Annotated in this window: 11 protein-coding genes; 6 read left to right on the top strand and 5 right to left on the bottom strand. The window is 51.4% G+C overall.

Features of this window, described 5'->3' with window-relative positions:
- Positions 1 to 29: 29 nt before the first annotated feature.
- Positions 30 to 920 (bottom strand): pectinesterase family protein, encoded by an 891-nt coding sequence (locus MHI45_RS09275; RefSeq protein WP_076114476.1) that lies wholly within the window; start codon positions 918 to 920, stop codon positions 30 to 32.
- A gap of 73 nt (positions 921 to 993) precedes the next feature.
- Here MHI45_RS09275 and MHI45_RS09280 point away from each other — a divergent pair, with 73 nt between their 5' ends.
- The gene (locus MHI45_RS09280) at positions 994 to 1,863 is read left to right on the top strand and encodes a helix-turn-helix transcriptional regulator (RefSeq protein WP_341118989.1); all 870 of its coding nucleotides are present in this window, start codon (positions 994 to 996) and stop codon (positions 1,861 to 1,863) included.
- 3 nt (positions 1,864 to 1,866) lie between these two features.
- Here MHI45_RS09280 and MHI45_RS09285 read toward each other — a convergent pair whose 3' ends face one another.
- Together MHI45_RS09285 and MHI45_RS09290 are read right to left on the bottom strand one after the other, a co-directional pair.
- Positions 1,867 to 3,318, bottom strand: coding sequence for a glycoside hydrolase family 28 protein (locus MHI45_RS09285; protein WP_341118990.1), 1,452 nt, complete (start codon positions 3,316 to 3,318; stop codon positions 1,867 to 1,869).
- A 19-nt stretch (positions 3,319 to 3,337) separates the two neighbouring features.
- On the bottom strand, positions 3,338 to 4,903 hold the full coding sequence (locus tag MHI45_RS09290; protein WP_340899759.1) for a glycoside hydrolase family 43 protein: 1,566 nt from the start codon (positions 4,901 to 4,903) through the stop codon (positions 3,338 to 3,340).
- 201 nt (positions 4,904 to 5,104) lie between these two features.
- Between MHI45_RS09290 and MHI45_RS09295 the strand changes: the two genes are divergently transcribed.
- The 4 genes from MHI45_RS09295 (at position 5,105) to MHI45_RS09310 (ending at position 11,187) form a co-directional block, all read left to right on the top strand.
- Positions 5,105 to 7,330 carry a helix-turn-helix domain-containing protein gene (locus tag MHI45_RS09295; protein WP_341118991.1) on the top strand — a complete coding sequence of 742 codons (2,226 nt, stop codon included), beginning with the start codon at positions 5,105 to 5,107 and terminating at the stop codon, positions 7,328 to 7,330.
- Between the two features lie 305 nt (positions 7,331 to 7,635).
- Positions 7,636 to 8,616 carry an ABC transporter permease gene (locus MHI45_RS09300; RefSeq protein ID WP_076114481.1) on the top strand — a complete coding sequence of 327 codons (981 nt, stop codon included), beginning with the start codon at positions 7,636 to 7,638 and terminating at the stop codon, positions 8,614 to 8,616.
- Positions 8,617 to 8,627: 11 nt separating this feature from the next.
- Complete coding sequence (locus MHI45_RS09305; protein WP_076114482.1) at positions 8,628 to 9,512, top strand: carbohydrate ABC transporter permease; 885 nt, start codon at positions 8,628 to 8,630, stop codon at positions 9,510 to 9,512.
- 142 nt (positions 9,513 to 9,654) lie between these two features.
- Positions 9,655 to 11,187 (top strand): DUF3502 domain-containing protein, encoded by a 1,533-nt coding sequence (locus tag MHI45_RS09310; RefSeq protein WP_341118992.1) that lies wholly within the window; start codon positions 9,655 to 9,657, stop codon positions 11,185 to 11,187.
- Positions 11,188 to 11,313: 126 nt separating this feature from the next.
- Here the strand turns inward: MHI45_RS09310 and MHI45_RS09315 are convergent, their stop codons facing one another.
- Positions 11,314 to 13,017: an ABC transporter substrate-binding protein gene (locus MHI45_RS09315; protein ID WP_340897061.1), complete on the bottom strand. Its 1,704-nt coding sequence runs from the start codon at positions 13,015 to 13,017 to the stop codon at positions 11,314 to 11,316.
- Positions 13,018 to 13,175: 158 nt separating this feature from the next.
- Here MHI45_RS09315 and MHI45_RS09320 point away from each other — a divergent pair, with 158 nt between their 5' ends.
- Positions 13,176 to 14,039 (top strand): helix-turn-helix domain-containing protein, encoded by an 864-nt coding sequence (locus MHI45_RS09320; protein ID WP_341118993.1) that lies wholly within the window; start codon positions 13,176 to 13,178, stop codon positions 14,037 to 14,039.
- A 95-nt stretch (positions 14,040 to 14,134) separates the two neighbouring features.
- Here MHI45_RS09320 and MHI45_RS09325 read toward each other — a convergent pair whose 3' ends face one another.
- Complete coding sequence (locus tag MHI45_RS09325) at positions 14,135 to 15,646, bottom strand: glycoside hydrolase family 43 protein (RefSeq protein WP_341118994.1); 1,512 nt, start codon at positions 15,644 to 15,646, stop codon at positions 14,135 to 14,137.
- Positions 15,647 to 15,721 lie beyond the last annotated feature (75 nt).

Below are 15,721 nucleotides of genomic sequence, written 5' to 3' on the forward strand. Positions count from 1 at the left end.
CCTCATCCAATCCGCAGTGTGCATATAGCTTAATAACCTTCGGGATGCCAGCCGTCCAGCACGGGCAGCACCCTATACTCCGCAGCTTCCTCTGCAGTCAGCTGCCGGGACCATGGCGCTCTTGCTGCCGGATTCGCCCCTGTTCCGCTGCTGCCGAATTCTTCATACCGGCTGCTCTTCTCCCGGTCCGGCTGCCCCCAATTATGCCAGCCTTCCCCGATGACCGAACCATCCATGACCGTTCGGATGAAGGCAACATGCGCAAAAGGCCGCCAAGGGCGTCCAAGATACACTTCACTTACCCCTTCGCCGCCGGTGATTTTACAGTCCAGGAACACATAACCGAACGGGGCGCCCTCCGGTGTGGAAGCAGCAGTAATATAACCTCTGGAGCGCTTATTGTGCAGATGGCAGTGATCAAACAAAGCCGTGGCGGCACCAAAAATATAATCCACATCGCCTTCGATATAACATTCGTTATAATATTGTCTGCCCTGTCCGGTATAGAGCGTATCCTGATCGCCCAGCAGACGCACCCGCCGGAACACCGCCTGCCCGGCATCGACGAAAGCCGCCACCGCTTGCCCGGTACCCGGGCCAGAAGCATTGCGGATGGTCAGATTCTCGGCGGTGAAGCCTTCGGCGAACACATTCAGGGTGCCGGACCGGAAGGTGCCCAGCGGCTCTCCGTCCTTGCCCAGCGTATGGGCATTGTCAGACCAGGTGATGACGGTGGAATGGGGGTCTTCCCCCAGCAGCAGAATCGGCGGCGCAGCCTTATCCACCGTTATTTTCTCCTCGTAAATGCCCGGTTTGATCCGGATTGTTACCTCCGAAGGATGTCCCTGTGGAATGGAATCCAGCGCTTCCTGTAGACTGGTGTACCCTTCATTGCCATTCTTCGATACTGTAATTAACATTTGCGGCTCCTTTCCTATCAGCCTGTGTTTATTCTATAATAACCGTAACGGTTCGAGAGAGATGAGGAAATTCATGAACAGCGTGAGCAGCCCCAATCCCAAATATCATATTGAAGAAGGCCGGTTCAGTATTCAGCACATGAAACGCAAGGGCATCACTGCCATGCCGCGCCCCCACAGCCATGAGCTGACCGAGCTGTACTACCTCACGGAGGGGGAACGGGTGTACTTTGTAGACGAACGGGTAGTTACGGTGCACAAGGGTGAGCTTATTCTCATTCAAGGCCGGGAGCTCCATGCCACCGCAAGCTCCGAAATTGCCGAGTTCGAGCGGGTACTGATTAATTACGACCCGGAGCTGCTGCCGTCCCTGCTGCGGAAGGAATCCAAGTGGTTCCATAACCGCAGATACCGCCTGTTCCGGCTGACCCTGCGCGAGCAAGACGAAGTGCAGAGCCTGCTGAACCGGATGCTGGATGAATGCCGGCTCCAGAGGGCGTATTACGAAATCTCGGTAGTCACACTGTTCGCCGAGCTGATGATTCTGCTGCAGCGTTCAGAGAGTACGTCGCAGACCGGCGGGACGAAACATCCGCTTCATCATCTGGTGACGGATGTCGCCACTTACATCCGCGAGCACTACCGTGAGGTGCTGACTCTGGAAGAGACGGCGGGGCATTTTTTCATTAGCCCTTCTTACTTGAGCCGGGTGTTCCATCGGCTGACGGGGTTTCACTTTCGTGAATACATCGTCCATATACGCATCCGGGAAGCTGAACGACTGCTTGCGGGATCTGTAGGCAAAATTCAGGAAATCGCCTCCGCGGTCGGATTCGAGCATCTCTCCCACTTCAATAAGACATTCAAAAAATCGACCGGGCTGACCCCGCTGCAGTATCGGAAAGAAGTCAAATCGCAGCCTTCGTCCCCATTCAAAGGATAACCATCATTCCACCATTTCCAGATCTTCTGATCGGAGTAGCGATACATTGCTGCATTGCTGCATTTGCAGCTTAGGCAGCTTAGCCGTCTGCAGCCGGATACGGTCCAGCGAGAGACTGTCGGCATGCCTAAGAACAATTCCCCGCTCACTCACCGCATGGAAATTCTCGACGCTCAGTCCGGCGAGCGGCATCTCCGGCAGCCCATTCACGAGCAGTGCGGTTGCCGCTCCATGGCAGACAATGTTCTTCAAGGCAATATTCCGGAACTGCGGGGTTGCCTCGGTAACCGGGAAATGCTGCTCATTGTATCCTTCCGACCCTTCAACACCCTCATAGAACATGTGGAAAGACACGGCCTCATGGAGAATGCCGCTCATGCGGATGTTCTCTATGACAATATCCTCCACTACGCCGCCTCTTCCCCGGGTACTTTTGAACCGCAGGCCGATGTCCGTGCCGATGAACACACAGTCGCTGACTCTGACTGCATGCACACCGCCGGACATCTCGCTGCCAATTACCACTCCGCCATGCCCATGATAGACCGTACAGTGACGGATCGTAATATACCGGCAGGGCATCCCCAATCTGCGGCCTTCTTCGTCTTTTCCCGACTTCAGGCAAATCGCGTCATCGCCCACATCGAAGCTGCAGTGCTCGACAAGAGCGTGCGTGCATGATTCCAGATCGAGGCCATCCCCGTTCTGCGAATACCACGGATTGCGCACCCGGATATTCCTCACGGTAATGTGCTCGCAGCCCAAGGGATGAAGACACCATGCCGGAGAATTCTGGAAGGTTGGTCCTTCCAGCAGCACCCGCCGGGAATTCCGCAGGCTGAGCAGCGCCGGACGGAGATACGCGCGGGCAGGCAGATAAGCCTCCATACCCGTCTCCCCGCTCTTCCGCAGCATTTGGCAGACTGCCTCTCCCTCCATGGCTTCACGGGAAGGCCACCAGATCTCACTCTTGTAATCAAGCGCTCCCCCGGAGGCGGTCAGACTGTTCCACTGCAGCTCCGTCATCTTGAACCGCTTCACCGGACGCCAGCCTTCACCGCTGCCGTCGAAGATTCCTTCCCCTGTAACGGCCACATCACTCAGGCCCTCTCCGTCCAGCGGGGCCTGGCAGCGCCAGCCGGACGTTCCCTCGAAATGGGAAGAGATCAGCGGGTATAGAGCGGGATCGGGGTCAAACAGCACTAGCGCGCCCCGCTCGGCACAGAGATTAATCCGGCTGCGCAGAGTAAGCGGCCCTGTGCGCCAAAGGCCGGGAGGGATCACCACCTTGCCGCCTCCGGCAGCTGCGCAGGCGTCCAGCGCGGACTGAATGGCGGAGGTACACAGCGAAAGTCCGCCGTCTTCCGCCCCATAATCTGTAATCGTAAAGGTCCGTACCGGAATCTGCGGAAGCTCGGGCAGGGCATAATCCACTTTGTTGCGATTGCCACTCATTTGAACTGTACCTCCCTATCTATTCGAGACCTTCATAGCTGAACCAGCCAAAATCGGCGTAATTGGCGCTTTCCGCGCCTTGGGAACTGGCATACATGCCGAGATAAGCTCCTGTAAAACCGCCCGCCAGATCTGTGCTGAGCACTGTTCCGTCCGCTTTTCCGCATAGTCCTGTCCACTTGTCGCTTTCGGAGCTTCTATAATAGAAGCTGTAGTCCTGCCCCTTGGCTTCCACCTTCAACTGCACCTTGTCTCCCGAATAAGGCACCGAAGCAAGCAGCTGTTCACTACCGCCGCGGCGTTCGATCAATTGCAGTGCCGGCTCCCCGGCCTCCAGACCCAATTCACACCGGAAGTGGTAGTCCGCATTCTGGAGCAGCACAAGTCCGGCAACTTCACTTTCGGCAGCGGGTTGGAATGTCATATCCAGTGCCGCCCTGAAGCTGAGATGCTGCTGGCGTCTTCCGACATAAGAGGGATTGCCGATTTCCGAGAGACGTTCGGGCTTCAGGCGCAGCCGCAGGAAGCCCGGATGATCACTCAGGCTCCAGAATTCACCGCGCGGCGTGCGCAGGAAGTTCCAGACCGGTGCCAGCTCCGCTCCTTCAAAATCATCGCACGCAGGCAGCTGCGGCCATGTCGTTTCCGGCAGGTCCGGAGCTGGCGATTCAAACTCCAGCACCCCTTTGCCGGGGTTCACCACAGGCCATTCATTCTCCCAGGCCACCGGTGTCAGGAACGTTTCACGTCCGAGATTGCGGTAATAGCCGCCGCTGGTCCGGGAAGCCAGGCAGAACATCCACCAGTCTCCATGCTGCGTCTCGATCAGTTCCCCATGGCCGACATTGACGATCGGATAGGCTCTGCCGAGATGGCGGTGCGTTAGAATAGGGTTAGCTTTGTGGCCTTCATAGGGGCCGGTCACGCTCCGGCTTCTGGCAATCGTAATCGCATGGGTATGTCCGGTCCCGCCTTCGGCAATCAGGACATAATACCAGCCGCCGATCTTGTAGATATGGGGTCCCTCCTGCGCGTGGGCCACCTTGAGTGCGCCTTGCCAAATGCTATGCTTCGGTCCGACCAGCTTGCCTTGGCCCAGGTCAATCTCCTGCAGCCAAATATCCATATGCTTCGGATAATCCTGCCCTTCGGGCGGAACACGGTTGCCGGTGTAGTACACTTTGCCGTCTTCATCGAAGAACAGGGACGAGTCGATGCCGGGAGCATCCTCCAGCCAGACGGGGTCTGACCAGTCACCGGCCGGATCCGTTGCCGTCACATAGAAATTATGCTGATTCTTATCATTGTCGACATACGTCGTGATCATATAGAAGATGCCCTCATGAAAACGGATTGTCGGTGCCCAGATTCCCATGGACGGAAGGGTTTGATCCAGATTAAGCTGGGACGGGCGGTCCAGCACATGACCCAGCTGGCGCCAGTTAACCATATCCTTGCTGTGGAAGATCGGAACACCAGGAAAAAACTCAAAGCTGGACGTCACAAGGTAATAATCTTCTCCCACACGGATGGCCGAGGGGTCAGGGTAAAATCCCGGCAGCACCGGATTACGGAATGTTCTCAACACAGAAGTCCTCCTTCAAACGAACGAATTGTAAGCACCACCAATTATAGTTCGTACAAGTTCAACTTTCTTGCATTTTCTATGTTCTATTTCTTCATTTTTATACTTTCATGCTCAATTCGTAATCTTTTACCGCTTGTCAATGAATCGGTTGTCCCTCTAGAATGGGTATACTAGGATTTAGTTAAAGGGGCGATCATCTTGGGAAAGAAAAAGAAGCTGTATACCCGCTTTTTTATGAGCCTGACTCTGATTTCGGTAGGCTGTATTCTTGTTCTGGCCGTCGTGATCTTCTACCTGTACCGGAATATATCCATAGATAATGTCAATAAGGCGAACCAAAATGTGCTGCTGAATACTGAAACCGTTTATATGAACTATAAAGAGATTGTCCAGAACTACACCATGGATTTCTATGCGAATCCCAACATCAACGCGCTGATGATGAACGGGGATACGAGCTGGAGCGACCAGCTCTACAGTGCCCTTAGCCAGATCCGTGGCGCACTGGTGGTCAACCAGTATTTGGAGAATGCTTACATCTTCGGCACGAATGAACCTGTGGCGATGTTCGAGAACTTGCCGCTTAGCCCCGAATCCAAGCTGGAGCTGTTTCAGCGGATACGGACCAGCCGGATCGTCGAATCTCCGTTTCTGTGGAAGGCCACTTTGAACAATGGAACCCCCGTAACCCTGCTGACCGTCTTCTATAATGACCGTGCATTTGCCAGCAGTGAGTATTACGGCGCAGTAGCACTGACCGTTAATCTGGGCAAGCTGCAGAACAATCTCTTCACGCAAAAAGAAGGTGAAGTCACGCGATACGCTGTGCTTGACGGAAATGCCGATGTGCTGATGCACAGCGCACTCTCCGGCAGCCCCTTAAAGGCGGACATGCTGAAGCAGGTCGTTGCCTCCACCTCTGAGAGAGGCTCCTTTGTCTACAGGGGTACCGGAGAAGCGCAGCTGATTACCTATATTTATTCCGCTAAGGACAAGCTATGGTTTATTTCGGAGACATCCTATAAGGACAGCATCCGCGACATTTCAAATGCCCGCAATCTGATGATCAGCCTGTGCCTGGCTCTCATGCTGGCGGCAGCGGTAAGCGCCAACCTGATCTCCCGGCGGATCTACAAACCCATCGGGCGGCTGTTCGGCAATATTGTTCACCTCTCCGGCAATGAAGAAGCGCTGAAGACAGGCGGTGATTTCGACGCCGCAAGCCTGGAGCTGGAGCAGATCGGTGTCAAGCTGGTGCAGCTCAAAAAAGAAAGCGACGACAGCGCCTTGATGCGCTGGCTGCTCTCTCCCCGTGAAGCCTCTGACAATGGCGATACGCCAGTGATGAGCATCGGTGATCCCGGAGGGGCCTACTGTGTATGCGTGCTGGCCATAGTGGAACCTGGACCGGCAGCAGAGACCTTAGAGTCCGGCGGAAAGGGCATTGAGGTGATTCGCACCGCATTCAGCGGGCTGGCGGCGGTACAAGCCTTCCGGCCGCATGAGGGAACCGCCGTACTCGTTCTCAGTGAACTTCACAGCGGCAGCTTCGGAGATTATGCCTTGTACCGCGGCAAATGGGAAGAGATTGCGGCCTCTCTTCCCGAAATCGGTGTCCGCTGCGCGATCGGGATCAGCGGGTTCTCGAATGATATGGGCCTGCTGAGAAGCAAATATAATGAAGCAACAGAGGGTCTGCAATATATTAAATTTCATGAGCGGCAGAGCATTATATTTGCCGATGATACCATCCATCTGAACAGCAGTCCGCTGCCTGACAGTGCCCTTGAACCGGTGCTACTGGCCGTCAGGCAGAGTGATCAGGCGGCCCACATCCCGCAGGCAGTGGAACGGCTGCTGGCCGTGGCCTGCAGCTACCGTGCGGAATCTGCCAATATCGCTTTATCGAGGCTTGCCTTTGAGCTGAGCCGCACAGCCGAACTGAGTGCTGACACCCGGCACTCCGGCTTTCTGGACGATTACCAGCGGATCCGGCACATCCAGAGCTATGACAAGCTGCGGAGCTGGATTGAGGAGTGCTGTTACACCGCCCTTGAGCGGATTGCCAGCATGAGTGCTGTACAGACCCGGAATATTGCCACTGAAGCTATTAGCTATATCAGGGAGCATTATACAGATCCCGGGCTGTCCCTGAATGCCCTTGCCGAGAAGCTGTCGCTCAGTCCTGCTTATCTCAGCAGGCTGATTGCCGAAGAGGTAGACAGCAGCTTCCCCGATTTCATCAACCAGCTGCGTCTTGAGCGGGCGCAATCACTGCTGGTTACGGACCTGGAGATGGATATCCGGCAAATTGCAGAGAAGGTAGGGTATAACAGCAGCACCTATTTTACAACCCAATTCAAAAAACGTTATGGAGTTACACCCTCCAAATGGAGAATGAATCATATTCTGCAATCCAAGTAATCCGAAGGGGATGCCTCCGGCTGCCATAGAGCAGCCGGGGGCATCCCCTTTTGGTGTAGACCGCCTGCATCACTCAGGCTTCCTCAGTACGGATTTCACCCTCAAATGGGGCTATTCTTAGCCTAAAAAGCAAAAAAGTGCTGCTTTTTTGCTTTTTTTAAGCCTATACATTCCGTTTTTTTAATTTTTTTTCGTTTATTATGATAGCGTTTACATCGATTTCGGCTTTATGCTTTGCCTTGTAGAACATGCTCCTGGAACACGGGACAGAAATGATAATGCTACTTTAAAGGAGTGGACGATTAATGAGCCAAGAGGCTATACCGGAGACCACTGGGCGGCACAGTCTGAAGACCCGGACGGCCAGAAGCCGAAGTTTCCGCAAATCTCTGAGGAAGGACAGCTCTCTGTATCTGCTCGCACTGCCGGGCATCGTCGTGTTGATACTTTTTGCGTACCTGCCGATGAGCGGACTGATTCTCGTCTTCAAAAACTACAACTTTAACGACGGGATCTTCGGCAGCCCCTGGGCAGGATTCTCCAACTTTGAGTTTTTCTTCTCCAGTATGGAGGATGCCCTCAGGGCGACACGCAACACGGTAATGTTGAATGCGCTTTATATGCTGACGGGCACGTTTTTTTCGGTGGCGATCGCCATCATCTTGAACGAGCTGCGCAGCAAATGGTTTATCAAGGTAACGCAGAGCGTGATGTTTTTCCCCTATTTTATTTCGTGGATTATTATCGGAGCGATTCTCTTCTCCCTGCTGGATTATGACAAGGGTATTCTCAACCAGCTCTTCCATTCGCTTGGACTTGCCCAAGTCGACTGGTATTCCAGCCCCTGGCTGTTCGTTATCATCCTGGTGCTGGCGAATATCTGGAAAAGCGCAGGCTACGGAGCGATTATCTATTATGCGGTGCTGCAAGGAATAGATCCCTCCTATTATGAAGCAGCGCGGATCGACGGCGCCTCAAGATGGCAGATCATTACCAAAATCACGCTGCCGATGCTGATTCCATCCATCATTTTGATGACACTGCTCGGGATTGGCGGCATGCTGAAAGGCGATCTTAGCATGATTATGGGGGTAACCTTCTTGAATCCGCTGTTACTGCCCACCACCGATATTATTGATGTGTACGTATACCGTACAGCCATTCGTTCCGGCGAATTCGGCTTCGCTTCAGCCATTACCCTCTATCAATCCGTCTTTGGCTTCCTTCTGGTGCTTGTGGCCAACAAGCTGGCCGGCTGGTATGACAAAGACAGCAAACTATTTTAGGAGGCCGCAAGATGCCAACTACTGACAGCAAAGGGCTGCTCATTTTCTTTTATTTCTGTATTGCCATATTCTCGGTCATTTGTCTCGTGCCGTTTGTTCTGGCCGTATCCGGCTCATTATCCACCGAAGCGCGAATCGCTGCGGAAGGCTACTCCTTCTGGCCCCGGGGCTTCACTTTTGAAACCTATGAATTTCTGTTCGGCTCCAAGGCGCAGCAGATTCTGAAGGCGTATTCCATGTCGGTGATCGTTACAGTGCTGGGTACTCTTTCCGCAGTGCTGGTTACCACTGCCTATGCCTACGTTATTTCTGTCAAAAGCTTCCGGCTCAAAAATGTCTTCGCCTTCTTCGCTTACTTCACCATGCTCTTCAGCGGAGGCACCCTGCCGTGGTATTTACTGAGCACAAAATATTATCATCTCGGCGACACACTGCTCGGCTTGTTCGTGCCTTATCTGCTGAGCGTGTTCCTGATGTTCCTGATGGCCAATTATTTCCGCAGCATTCCGCATGAAATTGTTGAATCGGCGGAAATTGACGGTGCCGGTCACCTGCGGATCTTCTTTAGTATTATGGTTCCACTCGGCCGGGTCGGACTGGTCACCATCTCCCTGTTCTACGCGCTGCAGTTCTGGAACGATTTCTATCTGCCGCTGATGCTGGTGTCTAACCAGGATCTCTATACGATCCAATATTTGATGTACAACATGATGGCGAACATCCAGTTCCTGGCTTCCGGCAACGCCGCACAGGTCGGTGGCGCAATTATTGCTCCGCCGCTGGAGACGGCCAAAATGGCGATGACCTGCCTGACCGTCCTGCCGATCGCCATATTGTATCCTTTTCTCCAGCGCTTTTTCGTCAAAGGTATTGTCGTGGGTTCGGTCAAAGGCTGATTCCCCGCCAGGTTTTGCCCTAATTTGGATTGCACCAGGCTAATGCTCCCCTGCTTCAACTTGTTGTACAATGGGACGTAAGGGAGCACTGCCATTGCAATATAGCTTCAAGCATATTGATTCTATTTCAGGAGGGTTCATCATGAAAAAGAAAAAAGGTTGGTTAAGTTTGCTCCTGTCCGCTGTATTCTTGTTAAGCGCCTGCTCCCAGGGCAACAATGAAAGCGCTAACTCTACTACAGGAGCCGGAAGTGAAGGTACAAGCCCCTCTGCAGGCAGCGATAACAAAGCAGGCAGCGGCCTGGCTCCCGCCAAGCTGAAAATTGTGCTGTACGGGGATGAGTCGAACCGGATGAAAGCATTGGGCAAATCAGAATTCCATGATGTGATCAAGAAAGAAATCAATGCCGAGGTGGAATTCCAGTTTCTGCCCTGGACCGAATACGGCGGGGGCAAAACTGACCTGATGTTGTCCACGGGAGAGGATTTCGCCACTTATACCGATAGTAATTATATGGTGAAATCAGTCGCCAAAGGGCTGTATACCGATCTTACCCCTTATGTGGATGCCGCACCTGACCTAAGTAAAAATGTTGACGAGGCTTCCTTCAGCGCCTTCCAGCTGGACGGCAAGCAATATGCAATCCCTGTCGGCAACAAGCCGAATTCCGCAGAATTCTACAGCGTGCTGGTCAGACAGGATCTGCTGGAGGAGGCCAACATGACCAAGGTCACCTCGCTGGCAGAGCTGGAGCAGTTCTATGACAAGGTCCATGCCATTCATCCGGAGCTGATCGGTTATGCCTCCACAGATGCACGCAGAATGCTGCAATATGATTACACGGACAAGAATCTGTACTGGCAAAATGATTTTATTGCGCTTGATGAGTCTGCTAAGGACGATCAAATCATCAGCTGGTTTGAAAGCGAAGAATTCAAGAGCTATGCCAAGCTGATGCACGGCTGGTATGAGAAAGGGATCATCCCGAAATATGCCGCCACCAATGTCCCGCAGCTGCAATCCGACTGGAACTCCGGCAAAGCAATGTTCTGGGCCGGTACGGCAGCGCGTCCTTTCGAGGGTGCGGCTACGATCTCGCAAGCGGTGCCTGAAGCCAAGCTGGTTAACTATTTCCTTGGCAGCGGCCGTCCGAAGATCAGCCGGGGCACCTACAGCAGCGCCTTTTTCGTCTCTGCCGCAGCGAAGGACCCGGAACGCTACGTGATGTTCTTCAACCTGCTGCAAAAAAATCAGGAGCTGTATGACCTGTTCGCCTACGGCATTGAGGGAACCGACTTCTCTCTGGATGACAAAGGGCGGCTCACGAAAATAACCACCGATCCGCTGATTCCCGACTGGCTGCTGATGAACAAAAATTTCATCCGCTTCGACAACACGGTGCCGGATGATTTTATTGCCGGATATAAAGTCTGGGATGACGGGGCAATCATCTCCAAAGGCGCAGGCTTCAACTTCGACAATACGCCGGTCAAGAATGAAGAAACGAAGCTGAACGGAGTATTTACCGAATACCTCGCGCCAATCGGCAGCGGCTTCAGCGATTATGAGTCCGCCTACCCTAAAGCGCTGGAAAGACTGAAGTCAGCGGGAATTGACAAATATATCGCCGAATATCAAAAGCAGTTCTCGGAATGGTACGCCAAGCAGCAGTAAATAGCCTGGCTTGCGCCGGAAAATAGTGATGTCTTGCAAAGCAAAACCAGCGTGCCCCCTATTATACGGGAGGCACGCTGGTTTTCTGTAATCCGCTAGTTAGTTATAGTCACGTTCGAATTTTTGCTATTTAATGCTTTTGCCAGTGAACAGTGAGGTTCTCGCTTTTACCAGGCCGGTATATTGTTTCTCCATCTTCTCTGCGCCGGCTTTGTTCAGCTCTTCGATAAATTCATCGTAGATTGTATCAAATTCGGCTGTTTTGGCAAGAATCGCTTCCGGAATCCGCTTGCGAACAATATCCTGCGTTTTTTGATAGATGACTTGATAGTCTCCATCCGTTGGGACCTGCATGTTGTATAGTGCTCCCCATTCTTTGACCGGGAATTCATCTTCTCCAGGAAAGAGGTCTTTCCATGTTTTCGCCTTATAAGCGGCCAAAGTCTCCTTCTCCGCATCCGAGTAACTGGCAACAATTTGTTCCGGGAAGTTCGTTGTATAGTAGTTGTCTGTAGAATCCTTAACGCCATCTCCGTAACGGACTCCAAAGATGGAATATAATCCGATACCTGATTGCATAGTGAAATTCGCCGCGTCATTGACCTTTTGTTTGAGAATATCGTCAGGTATGACACGTTTCCCATTCTCAACTTGATATTGTTTACCTTCTACCCCCCAGTTTCTCAGCACTTGACCTTCTTCAGAGGACAACCAGTCAATGAACTTGATAGCGCGGACCGGATCTTTACAGGCGGTTGTGATACTGATTCCATATCCGTCAACCCCGATGGACTGCATGGCGTGATCCTTATATTGCTCACCCATCGTAACCGGGAAATGCGCGTAGGTATAATCGTCTTTGCCTGCAGCTTTCAAGGCATTCTCCCCGTCCTGATATTCCCATTCAACAGAGGTGAGGCCCAGTACCCGGCCGCTGGCGATTTTGGCTTTATACTGGTCGTCTTGTTGAACAAAGGCATCTTTGTCGAGCAGTCCTTCATTATACATATGATTCAACCAGCGGAAGTACTCTTTTTCTTCCGGACGTTTATAGTGAAGAATCGCTTCATAGGTGTCCGGGTCCACATAATATTCACCGTCATTTGCTCCTCCTGTTGTGGCGGCAGCCTGATTAGTTACAGTAATCATAATCTTCCAGTCGTCTGCATTCAGCGTTAGCGGAAGGGTCGGCTGTCCGTCCGTTGTCGGATGCTTGACCGTATATTCTTTGAGTACGTTTTCAAAATCCTGGACCGTTTTGATCTGCGGATAGCCCAGCTCCTTCAATACCCGGTGTTGAACCTGAAAACCGCTGTCTGCATCGAAAAACTGCTGGTCCACACCGACATTGGTTGGAATGGCATAAATGGCCTGATCGTCATTACTGTATCTCATCCGGTTCGTATTTTCGCTCATAATCTTTTTAATATTTGGAGCGTATTTATCAATCAGATCGGTCAGATCTATGATCGCTTCGGCATCTACCAGTTTACCGAGCTCACCCTTGGCGTAAATCAGATCCGGATATTCACCACTGGCCGCCATCAAAGAGATTTTGTCTTGTCCCCCACCACTGCCCACATCAAATTCCGCACTCAGAGTAACACCCGTATTAGCGGTAATTTCTTTCCCGACATCATCCTGCATTTTGTTCCAGCTCGGGCTGGCATCAGCGCCAAAGAACGTCAGAGTTACCGGGCTCGTATCTTCACTGCTGTTCACCTTCTCAGTATTCTCAGAGTTGCTTCCAGAACTGCTGCAGCCTGCCGAAAGGAGCAGCGTGCTTGCCAGAAGCACCGTTCCTAATTTTTTCGGATAGTTTCCGTTCATCTTTCTTGTGTCCCCCTTATACCTGATATTTACATCACCTGTTGATTTTCCTGAGCTTCGATTACATTTTATCGTCCATTATGGCTGAAAACCTTGACATTCAGGTCATGCAATAGCATTATTTAGACATTAATTACATATTCTTAGGTGGGAATGGTTTGAGTAATGTATATTTAAGCTGGTTTACAACGGATGAGTATTTTCCCTTTTATATTCAATATGGCGGGCATGAAGAAGACACATCCTTCCACAAACATGTGGATTTTTCCGAGCTCGTAATCGTGCTGAATGGACATGCTACGCATGTTGTCAACCATGAAGAATCCTTTATTAAAAAAGGAAATGTATTCGTCATTAACGGTGGTACCCCCCATGCCTATAAAGACCCGTACGATTTCAAAATCTGCAACATCATGTATAAGGCCGAAATGCTTAAGTTAGCCGGTCCGGATCTAAGAACCTTGAATGGGTACCAGGCACTTTTTGTTCTGGAACCGTTCTACCGCAGTATTAACTCTTATAAAAGCAAACTGAACATGTCCATTGTTAGCCTGGAGTATGTCTCATCGCTTATCACGGCCATGATCAAGGAATACGATGAGAAACTTCATGGATATCAAACCATGCTTGCCTCCAAGTTCATGGAGCTGGTCGTATATCTGTCCAGACATTATGACAACCAGGAGAAAGGCGTGGACAGCCTGATGCACCTGGCAAATGCCATCTCTTACATTGAAGACCACTATCGTGAACAGGTTACGCTGGAAGAAATTGCGGCTAAGTCGGATATTTCCGTCAGGCATTTAAACCGGATTTTCCGGGCCTATTATCTGACAACGCCAATCGCTTATATTCAGCGCCTTCGTTTGGAACAAGCCTGCACGCTGTTAAAACAAACAAATCGTTCCATTACAGAAATTTCCTACGAGTGCGGATTTAATGACAGTAATTATCTGACGCGTCAATTCAAAAAAATGTACGGCATGTCCCCCAAAGCTTTTCGAAAGCAGCAACAACTGTAGAGCAGCAGTGATTTGTTATTTACCGCTACACTTATACTAAAAAAAGCAGCCGGCCTGAATCAGCCGCTGCTCCAATCATTTCTTTGATTTTCAAATTAACCAATGGGTTCATAATCGAACCAATCGAACGACGCAGGGGCAGATCCTCCCGTTGTGGAGGTTGCATACATTGCAATAAATACACCGGTAAAGCCTCCTGCAACTTCTGTGCTGAGCAGATGAGTTTCCCCCCAACCCATTTCAATTATTCCGGATTGTGCTGATTGAAACGACACTGTAAACTTGTCAGGCAGCGCTTGAATTCGCAGCACAACAGGCCCTTCAGGGCACTCTTTAGTTTCCTCCACCTTCAATGAACCGACGGTCCGGCGGAAAACGACTATTTTGCGTCCCTGTAAGGATCTTATGGCAAGATCGTAATGATGTTTTTCATCCATATAAATGGTTAACCCTGCTTCTTCTCCGTCATCCTGCGGCTCATATTCCAGTTCAGTTTCTATGTTGGAAGAGAAATGACATAGTCGGCGGCCTACAAATGCGGGAGAGGCTGCTTCATCCAGCAGGGCTTGATGTCCGTGCAGAACCAGATACCCCGGTCGTTCCTGTAACGACCAGCTCCCCTCTACCGGGTTGCGCAAAAAAGACCACTCAAAGCTGAGAAGCGAATCATTGAAATGATCTCTGACAGGCTTCTCCCGCCACAGGACTTCCCGCAGTTTCGGTGCCTCCATGATCGGCTCAATATGCGTATCCTTACCGATAACCGGCCAACCTTCTGCCGTCCAGGTCACCGGGGCCAGAAACACCTCTCTGCCCAAATGATGACCCATAGGATAAGAGGCAGGTCTAATTCCCAGGCAAACAGCCCACCAGCTGCCGTCCTGCGCTTCGATCAGATCCGCATGCCCCGTTGCATGTATCTTGCTGTTCAAGCTTCTGTTGGAGAGGATAGGATTATACGGACAAGGCTCATAAGGTCCATACGGCAGATTACTTCTGGCGATCGTTTCCATATGACCATACTCAGTACCGCCTTCAGCAATCATCAAAAAATATATACCGTTAATATTGTATAGATGAGGAGCTTCGGGATAAGCGCCGCCTGTCCCCTTCCAGATCAATCGGCTCTCCGTCAGCATCTTCCCGGTTTCAATATCGATTTCGCACTGGTATATCCCGTCCCCTTGGTCGCCGGTCCGGGAAGACTGAAAGTATACGCGGTTGTCATCATCGAACAAAAGGGATGGATCTATACCGTTTTGGGCAACAGGTATCGGTTCTGACCATGCCCCTTCCGGATTCTTCGTTTTGACAAAGAAATTGCCGATTCCGCTTACATTAGTGGTCACCATATAAAACCAGCCATTATGGTGACGGATCGTCGGCGCAAAGATTCCTCCCGAGCTCCAGGCATTCGCCAGAGGCAGTTGTTCAGCCGTTGTAAGGCAATGCCCGATCTGACGCCAATGAACAAGATCTTTGCTGTGAAAAATAGGCACTCCCGGAAAATATTCAAACGAACTTGTTACTAAATAATAATCGTCACCCGCCCGGCATATACTGGGATCGGGATGAAAGCCGGGTATAACGGGATTGGTATATTCCATCAAGCCGCACTCCTATCCATTTTATTGTTTGCTGCAATTTCCGCATATCCACATTATATTTGCTGACAGCCGTAC

The sequence above is a fragment of the Paenibacillus sp. FSL H3-0321 genome (assembly GCF_038002865.1).
Classification (GTDB): domain Bacteria; phylum Bacillota; class Bacilli; order Paenibacillales; family Paenibacillaceae; genus Paenibacillus_AQ.

Bases quoted from the DNA above. Each gene is read 5' to 3' on its own strand.
- MHI45_RS09280 (WP_341118989.1), top strand. From the start codon at position 994: ATGAACAGCGTGAGCAGCCCCAATCCCAAATATCATATTGAAGAAGGC.
- MHI45_RS09305 (WP_076114482.1), top strand. From the start codon at position 8,628: ATGCCAACTACTGACAGCAAAGGGCTGCTCATTTTCTTTTATTTCTGT.
- MHI45_RS09310 (WP_341118992.1), top strand. From the start codon at position 9,655: ATGAAAAAGAAAAAAGGTTGGTTAAGTTTGCTCCTGTCCGCTGTATTC.
- MHI45_RS09300 (WP_076114481.1), top strand. From the start codon at position 7,636: ATGAGCCAAGAGGCTATACCGGAGACCACTGGGCGGCACAGTCTGAAG.
- MHI45_RS09285 (WP_341118990.1), bottom strand. From the start codon at position 3,318: ATGAGTGGCAATCGCAACAAAGTGGATTATGCCCTGCCCGAGCTTCCG.
- MHI45_RS09325 (WP_341118994.1), bottom strand. From the start codon at position 15,646: ATGGAATATACCAATCCCGTTATACCCGGCTTTCATCCCGATCCCAGT.
- MHI45_RS09275 (WP_076114476.1), bottom strand. From the start codon at position 920: ATGTTAATTACAGTATCGAAGAATGGCAATGAAGGGTACACCAGTCTA.
- MHI45_RS09315 (WP_340897061.1), bottom strand. From the start codon at position 13,017: ATGAACGGAAACTATCCGAAAAAATTAGGAACGGTGCTTCTGGCAAGC.